We start from the raw sequence: 25,151 nt of genomic DNA on the forward strand, positions 1-25,151 counted from the left end.
TATTCAGGTCACTTTTTGTGTATTTTGATATAAATAAGATTAAGCCCAAGCCCAACAACTGCAAAGGCAATCGAGAGATAAAAGGCCTGACTATAGTTTCCGTTATTAGCATTGGCCAATTGGATGGCTAGACGAGGTGCGAAAAAGGCGGCTAACGAATAACCTGTAAAGATAATTCCGTAATTCACCCCTTGATTTGCCGGTCCATAATTTTCCATAACGATAGACGGAAAGACTCCCATGACCCCTCCAAAGCAAATACCAAGTCCGATAATTCCTATAGAGAAGCCCATTTGGCCAGGAACGAGGGTCAAGATAAGGAGTGAGGCAATGACGACAGAAAAGATGATGAGTAGTGTTTGACTACGACCGATTTTATCAGAGACACTTCCCCAGATGAAACGTCCACTTGAATTACTAATTGAGTAGAGACTGACATATAGTGCAGCTGTTCCAGCTGAAAGCCCAAACATCGATTGACCGATTGGTGAGGCCTGTGAAGCGATCATCAAACCAGAAAATGCACCGACGAAAAACATGGATAGAATCACATAAAAAATAGGTGTTCGGAGCATTTCTTTCCAGTTTTTAGTGATTGTAGCTTGTCCAGATCGTGTAGGAGGAGTCCACCCCTCTGGTTGATAGCCTGCTGGCGCAGGTTTGATGAAGAAGCTGGCAATCAGAACAACGATGAGATAGACCATTCCCAGTGTCCTGAAAGCAAAACTAGCGCTATTGCTTTGGATCAAATGGCTGGCAATAGGAGAGGCGATAACAGCAGCAAATCCCATTCCGGCTGTCAATATACCAGAAGCCAATCCTCGTTTGTCAGGAAAGAGGCGAATGGTGTTGCTCAAAGCTCCAGAGTAAGCAAATCCTTGACCGAGGCCTGCTAATACTCCATAACTTAAATAGAGCATGACAGGGCTACTAGCAAATCCAGTCAGGATGAAGCCGAATGCAAAAAGGACAGCTCCTAGTGTAATCGTCCATTTGACGTATCCTTTATCAACTAAGTAGCCTCCTAGGATCATCGGAATAGGGCCGATGGCAGAGTTAATCGCAAAGGCTAGCATGATTTGTGGCATGCTCCACCCTGTTTCAACACTCAAAGGTTTTGCGAAGACGCTAAAGGAATAGATGGCACCTGTACATAATAAAATAGCAGTGGAAGCCATGATGACTTGCCAGCGATTCAGTGAACGATTCATAGTGAACCTCCTCAATAGTTTGTTTGTTTTTTTCACAAACGCTATAACAGAAAGTAAATTAAGGTGTCAATCATCTTTTGAAAAAATCCTCATCTTTTTGATGAAAGTGATAGGATGGTCAGAAAAATGAATACAATAGCACGGATTTGCTCGATAAAACGTTTACAAAACCTAGCCAAATAGTATAATAGTATTATCAAAAGATTGTGAAAGGAGTAACAATATGAAATTGGTGGCTATCCTTGGGACGAATTCAGATCGTTCAACCAATCGTAAATTGTTGCATTTTATGTCGAACTACTTTCGTGAGAAAGCAGATATTGAGGTATTGGAAATCAGGGACCTCCCTGCCTTTAATGAGCCTGCAGATAAGTCGGTTCCCGCTGCAGTAGCAGAGTTTTCGCAGAAAATTTTGGAGGCAGAAGGGGTTATCATTGCGACACCTGAGTATGACCATACGATTCCAGCACCCCTCGCTTCAGCCTTAGAATGGATTGCCTATACCAGTCGAGTACTAATCAATAAACCGACCATGATTGTCGGCGCCTCGCTTGGTTCTCTAGGAACTTCTCGTGCCCAAGCTCATCTGCGTCAAATTTTGGATGCTCCTGAATTGAAAGCGCGTGTCATGCCAGGAACAGAATTTTTCCTGGGGCACTCAGAACAAGCCTTGGATGATCAGTATCGTTTGCATCATGAAGAAAAAGTCTTGGAATTAGAAGAGCATTTTGCAGAATTTCAACAATTTGTCCAGTTGACCAATCAGCTGGTGCAACAAGCAGACACAGACAATAAGCGAGCTTTTGCTTGGGAAACAGTAGAATAGGAGGCCTGTTTGATGAAATTAATCGGTATCGTCGGCACAAATGCTGAAAAATCCCTAAACCGTCAGCTCTTACGGTTTATGCAAGCCCATTTTGCGGATAAAGCAGAAATTGAGATTTTGGAAATCAAAGATGTTCCCATGTTTAATGAAACTGATGACCAGACAGACTCGCCTATCATTCAACTCTTTAACACAAAGATTGTAGCGGCAGATGGTGTGATTATTGCAACTCCTGAGCACAATCACACCATTCCTTCTAGTCTGAATAGTTTGATTGAGTGGCTATCTTTCAATGTGCATCCTTTGGATGGAAAACCTGTGATGATTGTTGGGGCCTCCTATAATGTTCAGGGGTCTTCACGAGCGCAGCTTCATCTACGTCAAATTTTAGATGCACCAGGGGTCAATGCTTTAGTCATGCCTGGAAGTGAATTTTTGCTCGGACGTGCGCATCAAGCATTTGATGAAGCTGGTCGTCTAAAATCGGAAGGAACCATCGACTTCCTAGAGTCTTGCTTCTATCGTTTCTTACGCTTTGTTACGATTGCAAGCCAATTGAGTATGCCTGAAGAAATTCATTTTGAACCCGGAACCTACTCGGTAACCACTCAAGGACATAATGGACAATTGCCGATGTTTGTCACTTTGTCAGAGGAAAAGATTGAAAAAATAGATATTGATTCCTCAGGTGAATCTTCAGGAATTGCAGACATTGTCTTTACTCGCATTCCAAGTGAAATCATCGAGGGACAGACCTTGAATGTCGATACCATTTCAGGTGCTTCGGTGACCTCACAAGGGGTATTAGATGGCGTTGCTCGGGCGGTCAAACTAGCTGGTGCGAATCCAGATATTCTTCGCAAACGTAGCAAGGCACCATCTGCCTTGGATAAAGAAGACAAGGAATATGAAACAGATGTTGTTGTCGTTGGAGGCGGTGGTGCTGGTCTTGCGGCTGCAGCAGCCGTACTACAAGAAGGCAAACAAGTGATGGTCGTTGAGAAGTTCCCCGCAATTGGTGGGAACACCGTACGTGCTGGTGGACCAATGAATGCGCCTGATCCACATTGGCAAAAAGGTTTTGCTGCACATCCGGGTGAAGATCATAACTTGAGAGATTTAATTGCCCTTGATGAGGCTGAAATTGACCCTGAGTTTTTAGATGATTTCCGTGCATTGAAATTGGAAGTAGAGCAATATTTGCAAGATCCAAGTTATCTCTTTGATTCAACGCTCTTGTACCGCATTCAGACCTATATCGGCGGAAAACGCCGGGATTTAAATGGTCATGAAATCCATGGGGACTATCGTCTCTTGAAAATTTTGACAGAAAATGCTTTAGAGTCTGTCCGTTGGTTAGAGGAAATCGGAGTTGAATTCGACCATTCAGATGTTACCATGCCAGTTGGGGCTCTTTGGAGACGTGGTCATAAGCCTGTTCAACCAATGGGTTATGCCTTTATATCAGTTTTGGAGCGCTTCGTCAAAGAGCAAGGCGGACAGATTTTGACGGATTCTCCTGTAAAAGAGTTAATCGTTGAAGGTGGAATTGTGCGAGGCATCGTCGCTACTGGACGAAATGGTCAGACCTTGACAATTCGTGCTAAGGCAGTCGTATTGGCATCTGGTGGATTTGGTGCTAATACCAAAATGTTGCAAGAATACAACACCTACTGGACAAAAATTGATGACGATATTGCAACTTCTAACACCCCTGCGGTGACAGGTGATGGTATTATCCTTGGTCAATCTGTCGGTGCGGACCTTGTTGGAATGGGCTTTAGTCAAATGATGCCAGTTTCTGATCCAGTAACAGGGGCACTCTTTTCTGGCTTGCAGGTTCCCCCAGCAAACTTTATCATGGTCAATCAAGAAGGCAAACGCTTTGTCGATGAATATGGCAGTCGTGATAAATTATCTCAAGCAGCCATTGACAATGGTGGTCTCTTCTATCTCATCGCAGATGATCGCATTAAAGAAACTGCCTATAATACTAGTCAAGAGAAAATTGATGCCCAAGTGGAAGCTGGCACCCTCTTCCGTGCTGATACCCTAGAAGAATTGGCTACGCAAATCCATATCGAACCTGAAATATTGGTCGATACTATCCGTCGCTATAATCAATATGTGGAAGACGGCTATGATCCAGAGTTTCATAAGGGAGGTTTTGACCTTAAATGTGTACAGGCGCCGTTTTATGCGACCCCTCGGAAACCTGCTGTTCACCACACTATGGGTGGCTTGAAAATTGATCCGAAAACACATGTTCTCGATACCCAGGAACGCGTTATTGCAGGCTTGTATGCTGCTGGAGAAGTGGCAGGAGGTCTCCATGCTGGAAACCGTCTAGGCGGCAATTCACTAACAGATATCTTCACCTTTGGCCGTATAGCAGGTCAGACAGCGGTCAAAGAATATTGCAATTAGCAGAAATACCGCGTCAAACTGTGTACATTCTAAAAGAAGAAGGTCGGGTAATGGGCCCAACCTTCTTCTTTTTGTCTTCTAGTTTTGAAAAAATGCCTAAAACGGCAACTTACCTGCAAAAGCGCCCAACGTTTTTTGTGTAGCTTCATCAATCTTTGTCAAGGCTTGGTTGATTGCCTGAATGGTCATTTCTTGCAAGGTCTCTACATCGTCTGCGTCTACTACCTCAGGCTTGAAATCGATTGAGACCAGCTTTTTATCGCCAGTAAAGCGGACAGACACCAAGTCTTGAGCAGATGCCCCAGTAAACTCTGTTGCTGCCAGTTCAGCTTGACTTTTCTCCATTTTCTTTTGCAATTTCTGCGCCTGTTTCATCATTTGCTGCATGTTCATCATAGTATTTTCTCCTTTGGATAATAAATAGAAACTGAATGACTCTATTATACCATATTTTAATGCGGGCTAGTAGTCACCGTGTCTTTCTTGTTTTGTAAAATATTGAACAAATAAAAACTGTCATTATTTAGAACCTGTATTTATAAGCAAAGTAATTTTAATTGGGAGCTTATACTCCTAAAAAATCAAAGCCTGACATCGTTAACTCACCTTGCTTCAACAGTCCGGGGGACTGTTGAAGGTTGGAAATAAGGATTATGAAATAATCCTCAGCTACCAACAGTCCGGGGGACTGTTGAAGGTTGGAAATAGGGATTATGAAATAATCCTCAGCTGCCATCAGTCCGAACTAGTAGGTCAGTGGAGACGAGCTGTGCTCGTTCTATTTCCAGCCTTCCACAATTCTCAATTGCAAGGGGTGAGCTGCGCTCGTTCTATTTCCAACCTTCCACAATTCTCAATTGCAAGGGGTGAGCTGCGTTCGTTCTATTTCCAACCTTCCACAATTCTCAATTGCAAGGGGTGAGCTGCGTTCGTTCTATTTCCAACCTTCCACAATTCTCAATTGTGGAAGCTAGTCAGATTTTGATTTTTATAGTGGAGTAAAATAAGCTCTGAATAGAGTTGCTGATTTGTGAATACAGGTTCTTATTATCTCATATTGGGGAAGCAGTACCCTACGAACGGTTTTTGATTGGTCGGTAGCGGATATTTACAAATTAATAAATGTTAGGTATAATAATGGGGTATGTAAAAAGGAGAATAAGATGAAAAAATCTTCAGTTGTAAGCGTATTGTTAGTAGGCTTTTGGATATTTTTTGTAGGAGTAACTCCGACATCTCTTCAAGCCCAAGAAACGGATAGTTCGCCATCTTCGAATGTGGTAGAAGAAAATAGTACTCATGCAGAAATAACTAGTAGCCAAACAGTGACTTCAACTAGTCAGTCTGAAGAGCCAGAACCAAGTACGAGTGATCAGAGTGAGGCTTCAACGGATACTGGGACAAGTACAGGTACAGAAGAAGTGCCCGAGGTGGAACCGGCAACCTCAGCGACTGAGACAATAGATTCAGATCAGTCTGTGTTGGAGCCATCTGACACTTCAAGTCCAGAAAATCAAGAGAATATTCTTCCAGCTACAGCTGAGACAGAAAAAGAATCCGCCACAGCTGAAGTGGCTATCTATCGTCTTTACAATCGATTGAATGGAGAACACTTATATACACAAGATGTGAATGAAAAAAATGTTCTCTATAGTAGACATGGCTGGGGCTATGAGGGAGTAGCTTGGTATGCACCTAGCAAGGGAAAACCAGTTTATCGCCTCTATAACCCAGTTCTTCAAAATCATCTTTATACAGCTGATATGAATGAAGTCAGTATTCTGACCAGTCGTCATGGATGGCAAAAGGATAATAACGGTCATCCAGTGTTTTATTCGGATGGAGATGTTTCCATTTACCGTCTATACAATGCTCGTCTACGTGGTTTGCATCATTGGACGACTGATACTAATGAATATGGCATTTTACCAAAGCATAATTGGAAACAAGAAGGAGTGCAATTTAAAGCTCTGCGTCTGGGAAATCCTATCCAAACGCAGTATGCGCATGATGAGGCTATTGCTGCTAAAATTGGAACTTCTGGAGGGTATTCCTTATCATCATCTGCTAAGCTTCAATTAGTAACAGCAATCAAATCTTTCCAAGCTCAAGGCCATGATATAGGCTTTGTCATGATTGATGTCCATACAAAAAAAGGGGGAGAATATAACGCTGACAAGCAATTCTACTCAGCAAGTACTGTAAAAGGTCCATTTGTTGCAAGTTTGGCTGCTAAGAACCCACGTGCTCTTAGAAATAGTGTTGGAACCATGCAAAATGTGCTACGTTATTCTAGCAACGAAGGCTATGAATATTTGGCCAATACTTACGGTTTTTCTAGTCTATCTGCTTGGGCATCCGAAGCAGGTGTGCGGACTAGTATTGCTAGAAATCTCTATCCATATTATAGCAGTCGTGAACTCTTCAAGTTATGGCAACGGAATTATGAGTATTTTACCAATGATAAGACAGGTCAGCAGGTTGGTCTGTGGTTTGAAAATCCAAACTTATCGCCCATTAAGAGTGTTTTAGGCAGCCAGTATCGTGTCCGTAGTAAAGCAGGATGGATTGGCTATCCAGGCTATCATGCAGCTAGTGATGCAGGCATTGTCTATGCCAAAACTGGTCCCTATATCATTGCTATTATGACAGATGCTGACGCTAAATTACCAATGCTTAATACAACTGTTTCAGCCTTGAATCATATTATACTTGCTTTAAACGAAACCCATACAGAAATGGCAGAGCTGGAATAGAAACGATAACCGCTTATCCATCCATCAATCCAAGCTATACTCAATTCTAAAAGTACTTATCCTCTCTTCTGGGAGTGGGACTCAATCGTGATTTCGTAGAAATTAATTTTGTCGTCTTTGCTTTCCAATTTTTAAGCTCAGGTATCAATAGTCACTCCCCTGACTATCCTCGCTCTCTAGTTTCTAGGCTCAGGTATCAATAGTCACTCCCCTGACTATTGATATACGCCAAACTAATTAAACTATAAAAATAAGGGTGTTGGGTCTTCTGTCCCAGCCCTTTTATCTTGTGATATGTATGATGATATGACAAAATGTATTTTTATAAACAGCGAAAAGATACTCTTTTGAATCGATTAGATATTTGCTTCAGGCGTCAGATGTTTTGGATTGGCCTAGTATGTTATGAAGAATATACTAGGCTGTTGTTTTTAATATTTAGACGCCTTTTCTAATGTTAAAAATGAATAATCCAATGAATTTCTACCGTAATGTACGATTTTAGGGAATTGAGAAGAAGCTGAAAACCCAACTCTGATTTCTTTTTTTGTTAGCTAAGGGAATGGAAAAGATATTTCAGAATGAGGACGAAGGATATTTTTAATATATTAACCTATTTTATATTGACGAAAGCGTTTTTATGGAGTATAATAAAAGAAAAACTGGTTATAACCACTAAGGGGGGTCCTATGTTTCATTTACCAAAAGAAGAATTGGAAAGACTAGGTGCGATTATTACAGCGCCTGAAATTTATCAGCAACCGGGCTTGTGGAAAGAGGCATATCAGCTTTACCATGACAAATTAGAAGTGATTACGGCATTTTTGAATGACATTAAGGCTAAGCATGATTTTGTCCAAGTCATCTTTACAGGTGCTGGGACGTCTGATTTTGTTGGCCAAAGTATCGCTAATCATTTGAATCGAGTTAATGACACGAAGCGGATTCGTTTTGTGACAGTTGGTACTGTTGAAATTGTTAGTCGTCCACATGACTATTTGCAGGCAGATATTCCAACAATCCTCGTTTCCTTTGCGCGGAGCGGAAATTCTCCAGAGAGTTTAGCAACAGTTGAGATTGCTAAAAAATTAGTTGATACCCTATATCAAGTGACCATTACGTGCGCACCAGACGGTCAATTAGCAATTGCTTCAGAAGGAGATGCTGATAATCTTCTCTTGCTTCAGCCAGCATTGTCAAACGACAAGGGCTTTGCGATGACAGGTAGCTACACTTGTATGGCCCTGACAGCCTTGCTCGTTTTCTCACCAGAAGCTGCAGAAGTAAAAGCAGGCTGGGTAGATACGATTGTTCGCCTTGGTCAGGATGTTTTAGACCGTGAAGACTATGTGCAAGAATTGGTTGACCTAGACTTTGAACGGGTCATCTATCTAGGAGCAGGTGGCTTCTATGGTCTTGCCCATGAAGCACAGTTGAAGATTTTGGAATTAACCGCTGGAAAAATTGCGACCATGTATGAATCACCACTCGGCTTCCGTCATGGACCAAAATCGCTCATCAATGAAAAAACAATTGTCATTCTTTTTGCCTCAAACGATGCCTATACAAGAAAATACGATGTGGACTTGGTGAATGAAGTGTATGGTGATCAGATTGCGGCTCGTATGGTGGCTCTTTCTGCAGATAAACTCGCAGGCACTGAGGCGCCAAACTTTGTTCTTGCCGAAGGCGGTTCCGAATTGCCAGATGTTTTCTTGACCTTCCCATACATTTTGTTTGGTCAAACCTTTGCCATTATGACAGCCTTGAAGTGCAAGAACCTCCCAGACACACCATCCCCAACAGGAACCGTTAACCGTGTCGTAGAGGGAGTAACCATTCACCCATTGTAGGATTCAAAAGGGCGGGATTTGTTGTTTGCTAGGAAAGAGAGACGCTTTACCCTATTATCTTTTTCTTAGTGAAGACTAGATTTCTACGATTCACGTTTTTCCTCTCAGAAGTAACGGAATCACCTATATTGAATAAAAAAACAGGAGAGTAGTACATACTTTCCTGTTTTTAGGTTTTTAAGCCTTGTCTCATTCTTTTATCAATCCGCTATAAAAACACACTCAGGGTGTTCTTTTGTGCATTAGGGAGCCAATCTTATTTCGCTTGTTATTCATGTGGCATGATCAAGGTTGAATTACTCAAATCTACGTTAATCTGCCAGTCGCCATTGTCACGGATGGTACATTCAAAATCGGTTGTATAAAGGACGACGCGCAGAGTAGCGTTCTTGCCTAGCTTGTAAATAGTCGGCTGCAATTCCCACTCAAGATCCATCCATTCTCCTGCAGGCACTGCTTCAATGGTGAGTAGGTCATTGCGATTTTGCAGGTTGAGATAGCCTTTGGTGATGACACGGTAAGGACTCTCGACAAATGGAAGTTCCATGAGGTTTTCCATAGCGTAGAAGCGACCGTTGTCGAGACTAGCACGGGCTTTCATAGCTGGAATGGGAGCGAGGCGCTTGGCTGGTCCCAAATCCAAGATTTGAGCAGATAAGAGCCCTTTGGCTAAGCTAGATTTAACACGAAGCTTGAGGCGCGCCCGTCCGTTGAGATGCAAGTCTTCTGCAAGAGGAATGTCAATCGTAATTTGTTGAGCTTTGTCTTCAAATAGGTCTTTAAGGAAAGTTTGATAGGCTTTGCCGTATGTTGCAAATACTTCTTCGGGATACTGGTTGTAAATGGTGTGGACATTCGTTCCAAGTGGGAAACTCTGTTCTGTTTGTCCTCCAAACTGAGCTAGTTCTGTCCAGTTTTGTTCCAGACTGTTGTCCTGCCAGATGATTTCTGGAAGTTGGTAGTGGTTTTCTTGTCCAAGCAGTTTCTGCGTGAGTAGGGCGTTCATCGACTCTCTAAAGTCAATCGATTGCCAGTTGTTCATGTAGACATGGGCACCATTGTGGAAGAAGAGGTGCTTGGATACCTGCTCTGGCAAGGCATGAAACATATTCCACACGTGAATCGGCTTGACATTCCAGTCTTGTGAGCCGTGGGTAAAGACGACTTCACAGTTGACCTTGTCTGCTTTGAGTAGGTAGTTGCGGTTGTGCCAATAGTGATTGTAATCACCAGAGTGGCGCTCAAGAGCTTGTCTTTCTGCGTCAAATGCGGCTTGGTACTGGGACTTGGTGCGCAGGAAATCGCCTGCCTGTAGGCTTCTAGAATAGGTCAGCGCTGTCAAGCTATCCAAGTCTTCACCCGGGTAGCCTCCAGGGCTTGTCACAAGCCCATTTTCCCGATAATAGTCATACCAAGAAGAAATACCAGCTTCTGCAATCACGACTTCTAGCCCCTCTACTCCAGTTGTTGCAAGGGCGTTGGACATGGTTCCTAGATAGGAAAGTCCGGTTGTTGCCACCTTGCCATTTGCCCAATCAGCAAGAACAAGCTGCGAGCGGGTGTGGTCTGTATAGGCTCTCGTCCGACCGTTTAGCCAGTCAATCACAGCCTTAAAACTGTAGACCTGTTGGTAGTCGCCTGAGGTCATCATGCCTGTTGAACCAAGGGTTCCTACACCTGAGACATGGATGCTAGCAAAACCACGAGCCAAGAAATAATCATTGAGTGAGTAAGAGTCGATGTGGCCCAACTTCTCAGTTGTAGTGCCAATAGGAAGCGGGCGCTCATCAGAAGGAAGGGTGGAAGGCTCTGTCTGCCCTAGTTCAATCTTTCTAGGCTCTTTGATTGCAAGATCCTCTTCCATTTTATGTAGGGCTTGGTCACTCGCCTTGTCGTTAATTCCTTGGTGATAAGGACTGTTGGTGATGACAGCAGGAATTTTCCCTGTAAAATGAGGGCGTAAAATCGAAACTTTGACCAAATCTGTTTGACCAGAATGGGTCGTATCAACAGGCGTTTCGACATAGACCACTTCACGGATAAGCTGGCTGGTTGAGAAAGTTGCAAGGCTCTTTCCGTTGAAGTAATGATAGTCTTGGTCTTCTGCAATCAGACCGTCACTGACCAGTTGGTCAATCAAGGTATTGCCAGACTTGCTTCGTGTTACAAGTAGCTGGTAGAGGTTTTCAATCAGATTGCTGTAGCGAATTGGAAATTGGCTAGTGGAGACAAAATCTTGAACATCTGTATAGTCTAGTCCAGGGATAAAACCTAGGAGCTGCAAGGCCACTTGATAGAAAATGGAATCTGTCAATTCTGCATCAGATTGGAAAAAAGTCAAGAGATCCATCTCCCAGTCGGCAAGGAGGTTTGACAAAGCGATGTCGGTATTACCTGCTAAGAAAAGGGCTTTTCTGACAAAACGCTCCAAGTTTTCCTTGTCACTCAACTCAGATTGGAGGGGAAATCCCACATCTGCCAGTTCCTTTAGCATAGCTTTTTGGGATGTTTGGATATAAGAAAATTGATTAAAACGCATACATTCTCCTAAATGATAAATTAGTCTTTACATTACCTATTATAGCTGATAGAATAGTATTTGTCGAAAAATTATTGGAGGATATGACAAAAATGGATGTAGCAGTACATGTTAAGTACATTACAGAATTTCTTGCAACAGCCTTGCTCGTTATCTTAGGTAACGGAACAGTGGCAAATGTTGACTTGAAAGGTACAAAAGGAAACAACGCAGGTTGGATTTTGATTGCTATCGGATATGGTCTAGCGGTTATGATGCCAGCCTTGATGTTTGGTAACGTTTCTGGAAACCACATCAACCCAGCATTCACCATTGGTTTAGCTGTATCAGGCTACTTTGATTGGGCAATGGTTCCAGGCTATATCGCAGCACAATTACTTGGAGCGATTGCAGGTCAAGCAGTGGTTGTTGGCGTTTACCGCCCATACTTCTTGAAAACAGAAAATCCAAATCCAATCTTGGGTTCATTCTCAACGATTTCAGCCCTTGATGACGGTACGGTAGCGAGCCGTAAAGCTTCATTGAGTAACGGATTCTTAAACGAGTTCTTTGGTTCATTCGTCTTGTTCTTTGGTGCAATGGCGATTACCAAACATTACTTCGGTGCAGAAGTGGTTGGCTTTTTAACAAAACAAGGTGCGGACTTATCAAATCCAACCTTGAAAATGCAAATGAGCAACTTCTTAAACCCAGGATTGAACGTAGCTCACTTGGCACTTGGTTTCTTGGTAATGGCGCTTGTAGCGGCTGTCGGTGGTCCAACTGGTCCAGCGCTTAATCCAGCTCGTGACTTAGGTCCACGTATCTTGCACCACTTGTTGCCAAAATCTGTTCTTGGTCAAGCCAAAGCAGACTCAAAATGGTGGTATGCTTGGGTACCAGTTGTTGCACCAATCGCAGCAGGTATCAGTGCTATCGCACTTTACAAACTCATCTACGGATAAGAAACAAAGGCCTTGTGGCCTCTTTCAGATTGAAGAAAAAGTTCATTTTGGACAATTTTCTTCAATCTTTTTCTTTGTCTTTTCAATCAAAAAACTCTTAATAATACCGCTATATCAACATTTCTAAGAATTTCTTCTATATGGCAATCAACCCCAAAATAGACATTCTTCTATCTCTAATAGGGTTTGTCACGTTCTGACAGAGCCCTTGTAGCCTCTTTTTATATACTCGTCAAAAATCTGTTTAACCGTTGTTAACTCGTTTTGCCTAATATTAAATCAAAACAGGAAGACGGACAAGGGCAGCAGATTTTACTTTCAATCTACAGTCAATTATTTGTAAATTTTAGCGTTTTCCTTTACAATAGAGAAGTATTGATTGAATAAGGGAAACGGATATGATGAAAGTAAGAAAGATGATTCCAGCTATTCGGATTAACAATCGTGGAGCGAACCAGCGATTTTTAGAAGACCATCTTGGTTTTAAGACTTATTTGGAAGATGCTGCTTTTGCAGAATTTGGTGCTTTAGAAAGTGCAGCTATTCAGCTTGTTTTGATTGAATCACCAAGCATGCGGACACGGGCTGTCAAGGGGACAAAAAAGCTCCACAAGATTGTGATTCATGTGGACAATCCAGCAGAAATTGAGGCTCTATTGGCCAATGGCGCAACTTTTACCAAGCTTTATAAAGGAGCAAATGGCTATGCTTTTGAAAGCATCTCGCCAGAAAATGACCGCTTCTTACTCCATGCAGAAGAAGATGCATCAAAGCTTGTGGAAATCTTACCGCCAGTTGCCTTTCGTACTTTGGACGGCTTTGAGAAATTAACAGCCTTTTCAGTTGAAAAAATCGTGATTAACACACCGCATCCTGAAGCAAGTCGCGCTTTTTATGCGCAACTTTTACCAGATCAGAACATTGTTGATTTCCGTGAAGCAGCAGGTGAAGATTTGCTAGTGGGGGCAGAAACGACTTGGGATTTGGACAGCTTGCGCATTCCTGTTCCAGCAGATACAAATTGGGCAGATATTGAAGAAAAGCTTCAGGCTCCCTTTTTCAAGGATAAGAAAGAGCGCTTTTTGCATACGACTGATATGAGCAATATTGAATTGTGGTTTGAAAAATGAAGGCTATCTTAGATAAAATTGACCAGCAAATGGCTGAAACATTGTACCGAGGAGCGAGTTTGGCTCTGTATTACAATGGCAAATGGGAAGAGTGTTACCTAGGCTATAGTCAAGAAAATGAGCCTACACAAGCGGGATTGACCTATGACCTGGCATCTGTTTCAAAAGTTGTCGGAGTGGGCACAATCCTAATTTTTTTGCTAGAAGAAGGTGTAATTGAGCTAGATAAACCCTTAAAGAACTACTATCCTCGTTTCCACGATGACAGTGTGACCATTCGCCAGCTGGTCACCCATACGACAGGGATTGATCCCTATATTCCAAATCGAGATAGCTTGGGCTTTAATGAGCTGAAAGCAGCGATTGACCAGATTCGGGTGACTGATGATAAGGACTTTCGCTATACCGATATCAATCTGATTTTGCTTGGCTTTATGCTCGAAGAATTACTCGGACAGTCGCTAGATATAATCTTTCAAGAGCGCATTTTTAGACCGTGGGGTATGAAAGAGACACAATTTGGACCAGTTGTGACAGCTGTTCCAACGGTTAAGGGAGAGCCGGAAGGGATCGTCCATGATCCCAAGGCCAAAGTGCTAGGGCTTCACTGTGGTTCTGCAGGCCTCTTTTCGACCGTAGCTGATCTGAAAACTTTTCTCAATCAGTATCTAAAAGGGGACTTTGCGAAAAATCTAGCTCAGAATATCAGCTCTTCCAAATCGCGTTCGGTCGTCTGGAGCTTAAAAGACGGTGGCTGGTTAGATCATACAGGCTATACAGGTCCTTTTATCATGGTCAATCCTGAAAAGCAATTGGCAGCCATTTTTCTCACCAACCGCACCTATGACAAGGACGACCGTCCTTTATGGATTGAAAAACGCAGGGAGCTTTATCAAGTAATGATGATGGCTTTGGAAAGCCAAGCTGAACTTATAGTGAACTGAATAAAGGCTAGGATATCGTTAAGTTGCTTTGCTTCAAGAGTCCAGTGGACTGTTGAAGGTTGGAAATAGAGATTATGGGGTAATCCTCAATTCACGTCAGTTCTATCTGCAGCTCCTTTCTGTTCCTATTCCTTTCTCAATCCACTATACATAGACAATAATCAATAAGAAAAGTAGTTCTGATTTTTCAGAACTACTTTTTTATATTAGTTTCCTGCAATTTCACGAGCAGCATCGTCCATTGAAAGAACTTCGTGGAAGACACGTTGTGTCAATTCAGTTTTTTGTTCCTTAGTGAGGTACTTGGTGTTTACACAGTAACCTGAGATACGTACGATAACATCTTCACCGTTCATAATCTTGTCATAAACATCTTGAAGGTCCATAACGTTCAAGTTAACGTGTTGTCCACCATTTTCAAAGTAACCATCAAGGATTGTTACCAAGTTATTAACTTGCTCATCGAATGTCTTACCGAGTGCTTTTGGTGATACTTGAGTTGTCAATGAAATTCCGTCATTTGCATGTTTGAAGTTCAATTTAGACAATGAGTTCAAGTTTTGTAACCAACCACCACGAGATTTAGATGTTGGGTTTGCACCTGGTGGGAAGAATTCCACTTTAGAAGTGTTGACAGAGCCATCTTCGTTGAGGAATACTCCACGGTGAACAGGTGAGTTAGCTGTTTGTTTAGAGTAAGCAACGTTAGAAGTGATAGTCAAGATAGAAACAGTTGCTTCTGCGTTCTTGTACAATTTATGTTTGTTCAAGCGTGAGAAGAATGCTTCCATGAGCCATTTTGCAATGTCATCTACACGGTCATCATCTTCACCGTAACGTGGGAAGTCACCAGTTACTTCGTAGTCGTAGATAAAGCCGTCTTCATCACGGATTGGTTTTACTTGTGCGTATTTAATCGCAGAAAGTGAGTCAACTGTGTTTGCAAATCCACAGATACCGAATCCCATGTTTGCACGAAGGAAGGTTGGCAAGAATGCCATTTGAACAGCTTCGTAGTTGTACTTGTCTGTCATGTAGTGGATGATGTTCATCGCATCTACATAGGTATCAGTCAACCAGTCAAGCGCTTTTTCAAAGTTCTTGATGACTTCGTCGTATTCAAAGACTTCAGAAGTGTTTGGCTCTACGCAGTCAAATACTTTGTAGTCTTTGTGTACATCGTCGTAACCGTTGTTCCAGCTTGAAAGAAGGGCTTTAAGAACGTTAACGCGAGCTCCGAAGTATTGGATATTATGGCGTTTGTCTTCACTTTCTGGGTCAAGTGGTGATACACAGCATGAGATACAGCTCATCTCACCATATCCGTCTTTAGCCATTGTTGTTACACCTTCGTATTGGATAGAAGAGTGTTTGTGGCTCATTGCCATACAGTAGCGACGGAATGAATATGGAAGCTGGTCAGACCAAAGAACTGTCAAGTTTGGCTCTGGAGAGTTACCGATGTTGTCAAGTGTGTTCAAGAAACGGTAGTCCATTTTTGTAACACGGTGACGTCCATCGTTACCCATACCTGCCATAGAAGTTGTAAGGAAAGTTGGGTCTCCTGAGTAGATTTCGTCAAATGCTTTTGTACGAGCAAATTTCACCGTACGGAGTTTCAATACAAAATCATCTACAAATTCTTGGATTTCTGATTCAGTAAATGTACCGCGAGCCAAGTCACGTTCTGCATAGATATCAAGCACGATTGGCACACGTCCAAGTGAGGTTGCCGCACCGTTAATCACACGACATACTGCCATGAAGGCGATGTTTACCCATTGGATCGCTTCTTTTGTATTCAAAGCAGGACGACGTACATCAACACCATAGTGGTCACCCAAGCGAACAACTTGTTGCAATGCTTGGTATTGCATGTTGATTTCTTCGCGAAGGCGGATTGATTCTTCATCGATTTCGTTGATAGAGTTCCAGTCAGCAACTTTTTCTTCCATCAAGTAGTCAGCACCGTAAAGAGCAAGACGAGCGTACATACCGATGATACGTCCACGTGAGTAAGCATCTGGAAGACCAGAAACGTGGTGAGAGTGGCGCGCACGGCGAATGTCAGATGTGTAAGCACGGAAGATACCGTCGTTTACAGTTGTTGCGTGTTTTGTGTAGATTTCATGAAGAAGTGGGTCTGGAGTATAGCCGTTTTCAATCAATGTTGTTTCAGCCATACGGATACCACCACGAGGCATGAAGTTCAATTTGAACAACTCATCGTTTTGGATACCGAAGATTACTTCGTTTTCTTTGTCGATGAAACCAGCTGGGATATCAGCGATTGAAGTCGCACGGTCAATATCCATTGGGAAACGAGTATCTTCGTATCCAGCTTTTGTTTCTTCGATGATTTTCTTAATATGAAGAGAGCGTTCCGTTGGGCCTGCAAGGAAACTTTCGTCTCCGTCATATGGAGTGTAGTTAGCTTGAACGAAGCGGGTTACGCTAGCTTTTTCTTGCCAGTCATCACCTTTGAAGCCTTCCCAAGCTTGGGCGAAAATGTCTTCAGTTACATTTTTTGTTTTAACCTTTGTTGACATGAGGGTTCTCCTTTTATATTTAGGCGCAGTGCGTCTTTATGCCTATTATTATACCACTTGCAACCACTTTATACAAGGGAGAAATACTTGAAAATAAATGAAAAACCTTTCAAGGGTTTCATGCTTTTTCATATATTTTCATCTTGTCCATATAGCGATTTTTGGTAAAAATGGGAAAGTTAGGCTATACTAGAAGAGGAGGTTAAACGATGCTGATTTTTCCCTTAATCAATGATACATCACGGAAAATCATCCATATCGATATGGATGCCTTTTTTGCTGCCATTGAGGTGCGGGATAATCCGACTTTGAAAGGCAAGCCTGTGATCATTGGGCATGATCCACGCTTGTCTGGTGGTCGTGGAGTTGTTTCAACCTGTAGTTATGAGGCGCGGGCTTTTGGTGTGCATTCAGCAATGAGCAGTAAAGAAGCCTATGAACGTTGTCCTCAGGCGATTTTTATTTCAGGGAATCATGAAAAATACCAGGCAGTCGGCCAGCAGGTGCGGGAGATTTTTCGTCGCTATACAGATTTGGTGGAGCCTATGAGTATTGATGAGGCCTATCTTGATGTGACGGAAAATAAGAAAGGGATTAAATCGGCGGTCAAAATTGCGAAGCTCATCCAGCATGATATCTGGAATGAGCTGCATCTGACAGCTTCTGCAGGTGTATCGTATAATAAATTCTTAGCCAAAATCGCCTCAGACATGGAAAAGCCACATGGCTTGACGGTGATTCTACCAGATGAGGCAATAGATGTCCTGTCGGATTTACCAGTAGAGCAATTTCACGGGGTTGGAAAAAAGACGGTTGAAAAACTGCATGATATGGGGGTCTATACGGGAGCGGATTTACTGGAGATTTCAGAGATGACCTTGATTGATACGTTTGGTCGTTTTGGGTATGACTTATACCGTAAGGCTAGAGGAATTTCCAATTCTCCTGTCAAGGTCAATCGCGTCCGCAAGTCGATTGGTAAGGAACGCACCTATCGCAAGCTGTTGTATCTGGAAGAAGATGCTAAGAAAGAGCTAGCTAGTCTCACGAAGCGTGTGGCAGAAAGTATGCGGCGTCACGAGAAAAAAGGGCACACCATTGTGTTGAAGATTCGCTATGGAGACTTCACTACCCTGACCAAGCGTGTGAGTATAGCAGAAGCGACCGACCAGGCTGAAGTCATTCAAGAGCGGGTCGAAGGTATTCTCGAGGAGGTCGTAGATTGGAATAAGGGAATCCGCTTGCTAGGGGTGACTCTGACGAATTTTGGATAATCGAAGTATCAAAATACGATTGTTTCTTCTCTTCTTTTATGCTATAATTCTAAAAATTAATATTATTTAGGAGGGGATATGAAACAGTTGAAAGTACGTATCAAACGGCATATGTTTTGGGTTGGTTTAGTATCTTTGCTATTGATGTTGATTGACAATATTTTCTACAGTTACTTTGGAATAGAACTAAGTAGACAGTTGAATCAGTTGGAGCAGACAATTTGTATTGTCTTGAGTATCTTAGTCTTTTTGGGGATCCTCAATAATCAAGCAGATAAGAAGATAGCAGATCATAAATTGGAGCTATCTCCTGTTAGAAATAGAAATAAGGCTTGAGATAGAATGAATCGGTAATAAGAGGCTGGCAGTATGTCTAGCCTCTTTAAGTTTATACATTGCAAGGGAGTAGAAAGGATTGTGATTTCACTTTTATCAAAAAAGGACATTAAATGTTAATTCTCTATAATAACATATACAAATAAATATATACAAACCATGAAAAAGGTGCTACAATAAAAGAAAATGCCTAAGGAGGCTTTCAGTATGATGATTCATTTGGTGTGTCCTAACCCAGCCTTGGACCGTACCTTGCTTGTGGAGCGGATTGAGAAAAACATCCCTCTTCGTCCGAGCGAGGTGAGAGAATATCCTGGTGGGAAAAGTTTTAATGTCGCTTATGCCCTCAAAGAAAACGGCGAGTCAAACTACGTGATTCATACCATTTTAGGAGGTCGGATTGGCCAGTATATTCAAGATTTGAATGCGGATAAGGGCAATGCCTTACAGGTTGTGGAAAACTCGCAAAATACCCGGACCTGCAATATTTACATGGAAACCAAGACAGGTGATGTGACCCTGTTTTATGAGAAAGGTTTGGACTTGACGGAAGACTTGCTAGCACAATTCACCAGCCAATTGGAAGCAAGTCTGTCAGACGGCGACTGGTTGGTCTTTTCCGGTAGTCTGATGAAAGGCATGCCAGATGACTATATCAAGCAGTTGATTGACCGTCACCCGAAAGTACATACCATTGTGGATACGAGTGGCGCAGCCTTACGTGCTGCTTATCAATCCCGACCAAGTTTGGTCAAGATTAACAACGAGGAGTTGAAGGATATTTATCCAGAATTGGATGAGAATAGCCCTGAGCAGATTTTGGCAATTTTGAAAGAACAAACGCCTCATGAAAATATGATTGTCACCATGGGAGCAAAGGGCAGTTTGGCTAAGATTGGACAACGCTTTTTCCGAGTGGCACCGTTACGTGTTGAGGCGCTGAACCCGATTGCGTCAGGGGATTTTTACTTGGGTGTCTTAGTCAAAGGCTTGAGCCGACAAGAAGCCCCTGAACGGTATCTCCGCGAAGCAGCAGCTTTTTCAGCAGCTAACTGCCTGCAATATTTCCCAGAAGTGGACCAAGCGCAATACCAAGACTTACTCGAAAAAGTAACCGTTGAGGAAGTCTAGGACGCGATTGTCTACAGGATAATGGAATAAAAAGAAACATCAGTAGCCTGTTTGACCACTGATGTTTTCTTATTGCATGATTTCTTGTTGCTATATTTTCTTTTTAGTCCATGACTCCGAAGGTCACTTTTCCATTGATGGTTTTGATGATGAGTTTATTTGGGGCGTCTTTAGGACTGTGAATCAGTTTAGCCCCGTCTTTGCTTTTCTCGACAGTAAGGTTCTTGTAGTCTGGACCGACTTCGATTCCCATTTGCGCTAAATGCTCTTTTTGGAATTCTTCCTCTTGAAGCTTTGCTTCGTCATCCTGTTCGTCTGTTTGAGAGTTGTTATAGTGACCAGGATAGTAGTAGGTATCGCGTAGCTTTTCCCAGTCATAGGTGGCAGTTACATCGAGTTGAGTATCTTTCTTACTCTTGTCAGATAGTTCTACATTGACTTCAGAGTGGTAGAGGTCGGTTGTTTCTAAGCTGGTAGTACCGAGAATGTTGGTGTTGTGCAGATGAACCGTACGGGCTTGGCGCAGGGTGACATTTTCCAGAGTGCTATCTGTATAAAATTGTGTCGCAGTGGCTGCATCAACCGTTGTGCCTTTCAAATGCGAATTGTGAATGGAGATTGTTGCGCCACTAAATGCGCTGAGTTGTCCATTTTCCAGTTTTACATTCTCAGCATCGATAGAGCCACCCCAGTCGAGGTTTTTGATATGGACCTTATTGAGCAATAAAGAATCCATATAGTTCCAGCCGCTTAATTTTTCAAGTGTTTTTCCTTTAGGAACAAGAATGGTCAATTCTCTGAGTTCGTGATTGCGTCTCATATTGATAGCCAATTCTTGTCCTAGGAATTGCATGATGCCTTGAATATGGAATTTGGGATCTTTTCCCTGGATGGTGAGGGTATGATTGTCCTGTTGCAAAGAGAGGGAACGATAGCGGAAATTATCATAATTCGCATAGCGGACATGGAATTGATCATCTGGGGATTCGTCTATCTGAACCGTCCGCGTTTGGGCATCAATTGTGATTTCGTTGATGTCTTTGTAGGTTTCTTCAATCAAGCTAGGAGTAGAAACGGCTTGGATATCTTCAATACCGCCCATAAAGTAGCCAATACCGCAAAGAATTAAGCCTGAAATCAAGGCAATAAAGCCTGTTAATAGGGTAATCGTAACTTTCTTTTTCATGCTGTTTTACCTCGCTTAAGAATCCATTGAAAGAGGGCCTTGACTAGGCGTCCTGACCAGTAGGCGAAAATGCCAGTGATCACATAGAGAATGGCTGCGCCACCGATGAGGCCAATTCCTGTCCCAAATCCCATGAGAAAGGCTGGGAGGGATTGACCGAGGAGGCTAAAGGCTTCCCAGATAAGGTAACCACCTGTCACGATGAGCCCAAGTCCTAACAGAAATGCTGAGAGGATGAGTCCTACAACTCCTGCGATTATCAGAAAAAGAATACCGATTAAAAGGAGCAACAAGGGAATAGCAATGGGAAGTGACAAGAGAGCAACTACAGCGAGCCAAATGGTTTTAGTCTTACTTTTACGCTCTGTAGTCATCTCTTCTTCGATATGGCGGTCGAGGATGTTGTTGATAATGTCGCTCGCGGCTTCTTTAGGCGAGCCTAGCTCCTCGATCAAGGCTGCTTCACCTTCTGGGCCTGCATCGTCAAAGTATTCTTTAAAATAGTTAACGGCTGCCTGATATTCTTTGTGGGGCAGTTTTTTCAGGTGTTTTTCTAACTGCTCCATGTATTCAGTTCTTGTCATGACGAATGCTCCCTTCTATAATGCCATTGATTGTAGCGGTGTAGGTATCCCAATCTTCCTTGAGTTTAACCAGTTGCTCGTGTCCCAATTGGGTCAAGCCGTAATATTTCCGAGTACGCCCTTGGTATTCCCTAGAGTAGGTCGCTAGGTAATCATTTTGCTCCATTTTTTTTAAAATGGGGTAAAGGGCGGATTCCTTGATGTTGGCAATCAGCTTAATGGTCTGACTAATCTCATAACCGTAGGAATCCCTGGACTCTAAAATCGCGAGAATGAGAAACTCCGTCAGTACAGCAGGTACGGGAAAATACATCTCAAGACCTCCTTTGCTTTGAATATGGGTTTATATTAGATATATATCAAAATTTAGTATATATAAAATATACACCTATAAGTCGAAAATGTCAATAGATTTGATATGAAAAACGGTATAGTAGATTGAGAACGAAACACGGACTAAGCACTGTGTGAAAAAGAGACGCAGATGTTCCAACTTTAGTTGGTTACAGCTGAGGCTCCCTTTAGTGGAGACGCAGATGTTCCAACTTTAGTTGGTTACAGCTGAGGCTCCCTTTAGGGATAAGTCTTCCTAGCTCCAAAGGTATAGTATACCTTTGGAGGTGAGTGATAGGAGTTTGCAGAGTAAACTCTCCTTAGGCTCTTCGTCAGACTTCCTATTTTCACTTTGTGCTTTATACGCCCTCGTATCTTGCGGAACTGAACTCGGGCTAAAAGCTCGGAAAAAAGAGACATAGCCGTTCTAGCTTTAGCTAGATTATAGATATGGCTACCTTTAGGTATAAATGCTCCTAGAAGCTTCCGCTTCTTCGTCGTATTTCCTATTTTTCATTCGCTTTTTTAACGCCCTCGTATCTTATGAATAGGACAAGGCAAGGAGCTGCAGATAGAATTGGCGTTCACCAAAGAGACTGAATGATGTCTTAACCTTTATTCCATTCACTATAAAAAACTGAAGAAACGGAATGGTCTCTTCAGTCGGGATTATTTGTTCTTGAAAAATGCCTGAATATCTTCTTCACTGATACCAATCATGGGGTCAATAGTTAGGAGATTTTCTTCGGTCAGGATATAGGTTTGGGGTCCTTCTTCTTCTGAACTGGTGCTAGCTATGGTCTCAGTTTCTAGCGCAAGCTCGGACTGTCCTGTCTCAAAGCGCTCCTTGAGGTAGGTCTTGCGGCTGGTCCCGGCATTTTTTACAGCATAGTCAAAGGAGCTGTAGTCCCCCAAGAGAATGAGTTTGCTCTTTGAACGGGTAATAGCAGTGTAGAGGAGATTGCGCTGGAGCATGCGGTAGCTGGTTCGAGTAATGGGTAGGATCACTACCTGAAACTCGCTTCCTTGTGATTTGTGAATCGACATGGCATAGGCCAGCGTGATTTTGTACCATTCGTTGCGGGGGTAGATCACTTCGCTCCCGTCAAAGTTAATCGTGATTTCGTCTTGCTTGGAATCGCTATATTTGGCAGGAAGAAGGTCCGTAATATAGCCCAAGTCTCCGTTAAAAACATTGGCTTCGGTGTCGTTGACCAAGTGAATGACGCGATCCCCCTGACGAAAACGAATCTCGTTTTGGAGAAATTCAAGTTGACCTTCTGCGAGCGGATTTAGGAGGGCTTGAGTCGTGATATTGAGCTGGTCAATGCCTGCTTGTCCTCGGTACATAGGAGCGAGGATTTGCACTTCCTGAGGCTTGATTCCTGATTGAACGGCTGCGCTGACAATCCGATCAATAAGCGCAGGAATTTGCTCGTTTTGGGCTTCAAAGTAGGAGCGGTCAGCCTTTTTCTCTCGGAAATCAAGAGGTAGTTGTCCTTTGCGAATATGGTTGGCTAAGGTGACAATCGTTGAATCATCAGATTGACGGAAGATTTTTTCCAAGGTAATGCTTGGAATGGCAGGAATTTTCAGCAGATCTGCAAGGACTTGACCGGGACTGACAGAAGGGAGTTGCTCGGCATCGCCTACGATCAGAACCTGGGTATTGGATGAAATGTGCTGAAACAGCTGGTTGGCAAGCCAGGTATCCACCATGGAAAATTCATCAATGATGATAAATTCGGCATCCAGATACTCGTCGCGGTAGCTTTCTTCCTGTCCCTCAGTCAAGCCAAGGTGTCGATGAATAGTCGCACTTGGCAGTCCTGTCAATTCATTCATTCGTCTAGCAGCCCGACCTGTTGGTGCAGCCAGTAAAATCGGACAATCGCCTGTCGCTTTGGTCAGATTGATACCGTGTAGCATGGCGTAAATAGAAATAATGCCATTGATGACTGTTGTTTTCCCTGTTCCTGGTCCTCCTGTTAGGATAAAGAGCGGATTGTTGAGGGCTTGCTGGATGGCCTGTTTCTGAATGGTATCGTATTGAAAGCCAGACTGTTCTTCGACTTCACGGATGGCAGCGTCAATTTTTTCAGCTGAAAAGGTGTGGACTTCTTGCTTGTCTAATAAGCGCTTGATTTGTTTATGGATACCTTGTTCTGCAAAAAAGAGAGAATTGTCAAAGATTTTGGTGTCCATTTGCTGGACCTTGCCGTCTTGAATCAAACCTGTTAATTCTTGGGCGACAAGAGTAGGCTCCAGTTCAATCTTGCGGGCTGTTTCAAGCACCTCTAGGGTGTGTTCCAATAAATCGCGGGCTTCGACATAGGTGTCGCCCGTCTCCATAGACTTGTGAATTAAACTATAGAGCATGGCAGCCCGAAAACGCTGCGGAGAATCGCTTGCAATTCCTAGATTTTCAGCAATTTTATCAGCAATGGTAAAACCCAGCCCTTGCACATCTTCCACCAGTTGATAGGGGTTTTCGGTAAGGACATCGAGCGTTTTTTCCTTGTATTGGTCTTGGATTTGAAAGGCCAGTTTGTTAGGAATGCCGTACTCAGCTAGCTTTGCTAGCGTGACTTCTGTCCCATAGTTGAAGCGCAGTTTTTCGATAAAAGCCTGCCGATGTTTGGCAGAAAGGCCTGTGATTTGGGTCAATTTCTCAGGCTCAGCGAGAATGTGATCAATGGTATTTTCCCCGTAGAGTGCGACAATTTTTTCAGCCGTTTTGCGTCCAATTCCTTTAAACTGATCGCTGGAAAAATATTTGACTAAGCCCGCGGAAGTTGGTTTGCTACGCTCATAGCGCGTGATTTGTAGCTGTTGTCCATATTTGGGATGGGTGATTAAGTGTCCGTAAAATTGATAATCTTCCCCTTCGATGACATCTGCAATCGTTCCTGTTATGATGATGTCATAGTCATCATAGTTACTATCGGTATCATCGATTTCAAGCAGCAGAATCTTGTAAAAATTGGACGGATTTTCAAAGATGATGCGGTCAATGGTTCCTGTAAAATAAACTTCACTCATATCAGTTCCTAATTCTATCAGCTATTGAAAAATCACAAGCCACTCGCTCTCCAGTTGCGAATTGATGCTGGATATGCGCTTGATAA

At 42.8% G+C, this 25,151-nt stretch carries 18 protein-coding genes; 10 read left to right on the forward strand and 8 right to left on the reverse strand.

Annotation, left to right across the window (positions count from 1 at the left end; all coding sequences use genetic code 11):
* Window positions 1–8 precede the first annotated feature (8 nt).
* Complete coding sequence (locus CHF41_RS01085) at window positions 9–1,211, reverse strand: L-lactate MFS transporter (protein ID WP_119875628.1); 1,203 nt, start codon at window positions 1,209–1,211, stop codon at window positions 9–11.
* A gap of 223 nt (window positions 1,212–1,434) precedes the next feature.
* On the opposite strand from CHF41_RS01085, the gene CHF41_RS01090 reads away from it, so the two are divergent.
* Both CHF41_RS01090 and CHF41_RS01095 read left to right on the forward strand, forming a co-directional pair.
* Window positions 1,435–2,037 carry an NADPH-dependent FMN reductase gene (locus CHF41_RS01090; protein WP_119875629.1) on the forward strand — a complete coding sequence of 201 codons (603 nt, stop codon included), beginning with the start codon at window positions 1,435–1,437 and terminating at the stop codon, window positions 2,035–2,037.
* Window positions 2,038–2,049: 12 nt separating this feature from the next.
* Complete coding sequence (locus CHF41_RS01095; protein ID WP_119875630.1) at window positions 2,050–4,464, forward strand: flavocytochrome c; 2,415 nt, start codon at window positions 2,050–2,052, stop codon at window positions 4,462–4,464.
* Between the two features lie 96 nt (window positions 4,465–4,560).
* Here the strand turns inward: CHF41_RS01095 and CHF41_RS01100 are convergent, their stop codons facing one another.
* A complete protein-coding gene (locus CHF41_RS01100; RefSeq protein WP_119875631.1) occupies window positions 4,561–4,860 on the reverse strand; it encodes a YbaB/EbfC family nucleoid-associated protein in 300 nt (99 codons plus the stop codon).
* Window positions 4,861–5,627: 767 nt separating this feature from the next.
* On the opposite strand from CHF41_RS01100, the gene CHF41_RS01105 reads away from it, so the two are divergent.
* Both CHF41_RS01105 and CHF41_RS01110 read left to right on the forward strand, forming a co-directional pair.
* Window positions 5,628–7,220 (forward strand): serine hydrolase, encoded by a 1,593-nt coding sequence (locus CHF41_RS01105; RefSeq protein ID WP_119875632.1) that lies wholly within the window; start codon window positions 5,628–5,630, stop codon window positions 7,218–7,220.
* A gap of 689 nt (window positions 7,221–7,909) precedes the next feature.
* Window positions 7,910–9,073 (forward strand): SIS domain-containing protein, encoded by a 1,164-nt coding sequence (locus CHF41_RS01110; protein ID WP_119875633.1) that lies wholly within the window; start codon window positions 7,910–7,912, stop codon window positions 9,071–9,073.
* A 268-nt stretch (window positions 9,074–9,341) separates the two neighbouring features.
* Here CHF41_RS01110 and CHF41_RS01115 read toward each other — a convergent pair whose 3' ends face one another.
* On the reverse strand, window positions 9,342–11,612 hold the full coding sequence (locus CHF41_RS01115; RefSeq protein WP_119875634.1) for a Xaa-Pro dipeptidyl-peptidase: 2,271 nt from the start codon (window positions 11,610–11,612) through the stop codon (window positions 9,342–9,344).
* Window positions 11,613–11,704: 92 nt separating this feature from the next.
* On the opposite strand from CHF41_RS01115, the gene gla reads away from it, so the two are divergent.
* The 3 genes from gla (at window position 11,705) to CHF41_RS01130 (ending at window position 14,630) form a co-directional block, all read left to right on the forward strand.
* Window positions 11,705–12,556, forward strand: coding sequence for an aquaglyceroporin Gla (gene gla, locus CHF41_RS01120; RefSeq protein WP_119877111.1), 852 nt, complete (start codon window positions 11,705–11,707; stop codon window positions 12,554–12,556).
* 398 nt (window positions 12,557–12,954) lie between these two features.
* On the forward strand, window positions 12,955–13,686 hold the full coding sequence (locus CHF41_RS01125) for a CppA N-terminal domain-containing protein (protein WP_119875635.1): 732 nt from the start codon (window positions 12,955–12,957) through the stop codon (window positions 13,684–13,686).
* Entirely contained in the window at window positions 13,683–14,630 is a 948-nt protein-coding gene (locus CHF41_RS01130) for a serine hydrolase domain-containing protein (RefSeq protein ID WP_119875636.1), read from the forward strand. Before CHF41_RS01125 ends, CHF41_RS01130 begins: the two co-directional genes overlap by 4 nt.
* Before the next feature lie 206 nt (window positions 14,631–14,836).
* Here CHF41_RS01130 and pflB read toward each other — a convergent pair whose 3' ends face one another.
* Window positions 14,837–17,179, reverse strand: coding sequence for a formate C-acetyltransferase (pflB, locus tag CHF41_RS01135; protein WP_119875637.1), 2,343 nt, complete (start codon window positions 17,177–17,179; stop codon window positions 14,837–14,839).
* 209 nt (window positions 17,180–17,388) lie between these two features.
* On the opposite strand from pflB, the gene dinB reads away from it, so the two are divergent.
* The 3 genes from dinB (at window position 17,389) to CHF41_RS01150 (ending at window position 19,920) form a co-directional block, all read left to right on the forward strand.
* Window positions 17,389–18,453 carry a DNA polymerase IV gene (gene dinB, locus CHF41_RS01140; protein WP_119875638.1) on the forward strand — a complete coding sequence of 355 codons (1,065 nt, stop codon included), beginning with the start codon at window positions 17,389–17,391 and terminating at the stop codon, window positions 18,451–18,453.
* A gap of 78 nt (window positions 18,454–18,531) precedes the next feature.
* Window positions 18,532–18,789, forward strand: a complete 258-nt coding sequence (locus CHF41_RS01145) for a phage holin (protein ID WP_119875639.1) — start codon at window positions 18,532–18,534, stop codon at window positions 18,787–18,789.
* Between the two features lie 207 nt (window positions 18,790–18,996).
* Entirely contained in the window at window positions 18,997–19,920 is a 924-nt protein-coding gene (locus tag CHF41_RS01150) for a 1-phosphofructokinase family hexose kinase (protein WP_240622962.1), read from the forward strand.
* 103 nt (window positions 19,921–20,023) lie between these two features.
* Here CHF41_RS01150 and CHF41_RS01155 read toward each other — a convergent pair whose 3' ends face one another.
* The 4 genes from CHF41_RS01155 to recD2 all read right to left on the reverse strand — a co-directional run bounded on the left by CHF41_RS01155 (window position 20,024) and on the right by recD2 (window position 25,065).
* On the reverse strand, window positions 20,024–21,106 hold the full coding sequence (locus CHF41_RS01155; RefSeq protein WP_119875640.1) for a DUF4097 family beta strand repeat-containing protein: 1,083 nt from the start codon (window positions 21,104–21,106) through the stop codon (window positions 20,024–20,026).
* Complete coding sequence (locus CHF41_RS01160) at window positions 21,103–21,690, reverse strand: DUF1700 domain-containing protein (protein ID WP_119875641.1); 588 nt, start codon at window positions 21,688–21,690, stop codon at window positions 21,103–21,105. The genes CHF41_RS01155 and CHF41_RS01160 overlap by 4 nt, the downstream gene beginning before the upstream one ends.
* On the reverse strand, window positions 21,677–22,003 hold the full coding sequence (locus tag CHF41_RS01165; RefSeq protein WP_119875642.1) for a PadR family transcriptional regulator: 327 nt from the start codon (window positions 22,001–22,003) through the stop codon (window positions 21,677–21,679). The genes CHF41_RS01160 and CHF41_RS01165 overlap by 14 nt, the downstream gene beginning before the upstream one ends.
* A 689-nt stretch (window positions 22,004–22,692) precedes the next feature.
* Window positions 22,693–25,065, reverse strand: a complete 2,373-nt coding sequence (gene recD2 / locus CHF41_RS01170) for an SF1B family DNA helicase RecD2 (RefSeq protein WP_119875643.1) — start codon at window positions 25,063–25,065, stop codon at window positions 22,693–22,695.
* Window positions 25,066–25,151 lie beyond the last annotated feature (86 nt).

Source organism: Streptococcus respiraculi, assembly GCF_003595525.1.
Classification (GTDB): Bacteria; Bacillota; Bacilli; order Lactobacillales; family Streptococcaceae; genus Streptococcus; species Streptococcus respiraculi.